Source organism: Thermoflexibacter ruber (genome assembly GCF_900113045.1).
Lineage (GTDB): Bacteria > Bacteroidota > Bacteroidia > Cytophagales > Thermoflexibacteraceae > Thermoflexibacter > Thermoflexibacter ruber.
In genome coordinates this window covers 1-3,133 of the sequence record NZ_FONY01000100.1, presented here as the reverse complement: position 1 = coordinate 3,133, position 3,133 = coordinate 1, and the positions used below count along the sequence as shown (strand labels likewise).

The following is a 3,133-nucleotide window of genomic DNA, read 5'->3' as shown; positions in this document are numbered from 1 at the left end:
CCTAAAATTTTTAATCGTATGAAAAATTCATAAAAACAAATGCTCACCCAAGGCTACCGCCGAAACGCCTGAAAGCAAGTAGGCATAAGTAAATTTTAAAACCTCAATTTTTATGAAAAGATTAATCGCATATTTTTTATTTGCCACTGCCCTGTTTGCAGCATGGGCTTGTGGGAAAGGAGAGCAGGAAGTAGCACCTGCCGAGAAGCCCAAAGAGGAGGTAGGTATCATTAAAGATACAGTAAAGCAAGACTCCCCACCTCCCATGACTGAAATTCCTTGTGAAAAGGATAGCACCCCTATCGCTTTGGAAAAAGTAGATATTGCGATGGGAATCATAGGGGAACTTACCCCTAAAGATACCTCTAAACCTTACAGCTACCCTCGTGTCAATCAGCCTTTTTATATCATTATCAATTCTACTGAACATGAGCTATACGGTAAGTTGGTCACTCAGCAGGGAGAACCTATCCCTGCCGTAGATTTTGAGAAAAATAGTTTGGTAGTGGCTGGGTTTACAGCAACCAGTAGTGATGGGTTAAAGGATTTAAGAGTAAGAAAAGAATGTAAAGAGGGTAGATTACGAGCAGAAGTGCTTCTTTTTGCAGGAGCAGGAGCGGCGTTTACACCTGTTAACTTTTCCTTTACTATACCCAAATTAAAAGAGGGTACTCAAATTCAATTTAATATCAGTTATTAAAAATCATTAGCTAAACTTAAAAATCAAAAATTTATGAGAAAATTACTTATTTCCCTATTTTTAGGGACTGTAATTGCTTTGTTTTTGCTAAATGCTCAATATTCTATAGCACAAGACCTTTCTAGCTATTATCAAGGTAAAAAACAATTTTACCAAACTTCCGAAAATAAAATAGTTGTCAGATTCCGAAAGGAAGCAACAGTATCTGTAAAAAATCAAATTCTTCATAGCTTAGTCAATGAAAAAGAACAAGTTGGAGAAGCAGGTAATGGCATTTCTATCATTGTTTTAAAAAATAACACTTCAAAAGAGAAAATTCAGCATTTCATCAAGGAGTATAAAAATAATGATGAGGTAATTTCCATAAGCCCAATCCTACTCAACCAAAAGAGTGAGGAGATAGGAGCATTAACAGAGCAGTTTATTGTTAGGCTTAAAACCAATACAAATATTACACAACTACAAAGATTAGTTACGCAAACTCGTACTCAAATTGTTGAGCAATATAAATATGATAAGCAAACATATATCTTGGCAGTTAATAAAAACTCACAAGGAAATGCCTTAGAAATGGCAAACTTGTTTTACGAAAGCGGTCTTTTTGAATGGTCTGAGCCTGATTTTTTATTATTTATAGATAAGGGATGCATCCCCAATGATGTATCATTTAACCAGCAATGGTATCTTAGAAATACACAACAATTTGGTGGAATTACAGATGCAGATATTGATGCAGAACAAGCTTGGTGCATCACTACAGGTTCATCAAGTATTAAAGTTGCTGTTTTAGATGATGGAATACAAAGTAATCATCCTGACTTATTAGGAAATATTTTATTAGGGTACAATGCAACTAATGGAACAAATAATACAGAACCAGCAGGTTCTGAACCTCATGGAACTTTTGTAGCAGGAATTATAGCAGCAAGAGCTAATAATCAAGAGGGTATCGCAGGGATAGCATATAACAATAGAGTTGTTCCAATTAAGGTATTAACAGCTGTTACTAATTTAGATACTATGAGTACTGCTTTTGGCTCTGCATTAGTTGCTGGCATTGATTGGGCGTGGCATCAAGGTGGGGTTGATGTTATGAATATGTCTTTTAGAATAGGCATTAATATTCAAAATATAGAAACTGCTATACAGAGAGCCATTACTCAAGGTAGAGGAGGGAAAGGATGTGTAATGGTAGGAATAACTCATAATCAAAATAGAAACGGCATATCATTTCCTGCAAGTAATCCTAATATGATAGCTGTTGGAGCGTCTAATCCATTCGATGAGAAAGCAAGTTTTTCTAATTATGGGTTAGGGATAGATATAGTTGCTCCTGGAGAACAAATGTTCTCTACTGATTTAACTCTACAAGGTTATAACCAATTCAGTAATTATGACTTTCAAAGTGGAACATCATTTGCTTCTCCTTTAGTAGCAGGAACAGCCGCTTTGATTTTATCTTTGAATCCAAACCTAACACAAAGTCAAGTAAGAAGAATTATAGAACTTACAGCAGAGAAAAAGGGAGGTAATGTCTATCAGTCTAATGTTCCAGGACAACCTAATGGGACATGGAATCAGTTTATGGGACATGGAAGACTGGACACACATCAGGCTTTGCTATATACGCAAAATTACTGCTTGCCTACTTCTGTTTCTTCTTCACTTATTTCCGTTTCTGGGCAAGGCATGACAGTTACACAATCAGGTCTTAACCTTGCTGTTATCTACAACGGTTCTTTCATTTCCTCTACTCCTAATTCTCAAAACATAGACCAAGTAGAATGGCAATCGCTATCAAGTAGCGTCTATGTTTCTCAGTCTGGCATTACTGCTACTGCGTATCTCTCGAATGGCTGTGTAGGTGGCATTGCCAATATGCGGGTAAGGGTAAGAAATATTTGTGGGCTTTGGAGCGATTGGAGAATGTTTACCGTCAATGTGTGTAGCAACTCAGGCTTTCGCTTCGTTTACAGCCCCAATCCCACCTCTGAGGTACTGACCATAACCGCAGTCCCTACTGAAGAAAACAAGAATTTGACGATTGCCGCTGAGGTAGATTTTGAGGTAAAGCTCATAGACCAAGACGGCAAGGTAGTCAGAGAAGGCAAAAACCAAAACAAGGAAAAGAAGCTTTCTTTTGATGTCAAAGGACTGAAAGAAGGCACTTACTACCTGCACATCTTGTATGGGAAGGAAATAGAGAAACATCAGGTTTTAGTAGGGAAGTAAACGAATTAGACATAGGGTATCCTCAGCAAAATAAGATACCTTATGTTGTGGGCGAATAGGCTATTGGATTTTTCTGCAAATATTAATAAATTGTTAAGTTTTAGCTAAATATTTATAAAACTATCTTTATAGTTATAAAACCTTCTATTTTCTTAGAAAAGCACCATACTTTCTTGGAATAATCTCAGTATTTATACTTAT

The 3,133-nt window shown here is 36.5% G+C and carries 2 protein-coding genes; both read left to right on the top strand.

Annotated elements, in window-relative coordinates:
• Positions 1-112: 112 nt before the first annotated feature.
• Positions 113-700 (top strand): hypothetical protein, encoded by a 588-nt coding sequence (locus tag BM141_RS22260; RefSeq protein WP_091549635.1) that lies wholly within the window; start codon positions 113-115, stop codon positions 698-700.
• Between the two features lie 33 nt (positions 701-733).
• A complete protein-coding gene (locus tag BM141_RS22255; RefSeq protein ID WP_091549634.1) occupies positions 734-2,932 on the top strand; it encodes a S8 family serine peptidase in 2,199 nt (732 codons plus the stop codon).
• The last annotated feature ends 201 nt before the right edge of the window (positions 2,933-3,133 follow it).

Excerpts from the sequence above, each read along its gene's own strand:
- BM141_RS22255 (WP_091549634.1), top strand. The coding sequence starts at position 734 with ATGAGAAAATTACTTATTTCCCTATTTTTAGGGACTGTAATTGCTTTG.
- BM141_RS22260 (WP_091549635.1), top strand. The coding sequence starts at position 113 with ATGAAAAGATTAATCGCATATTTTTTATTTGCCACTGCCCTGTTTGCA.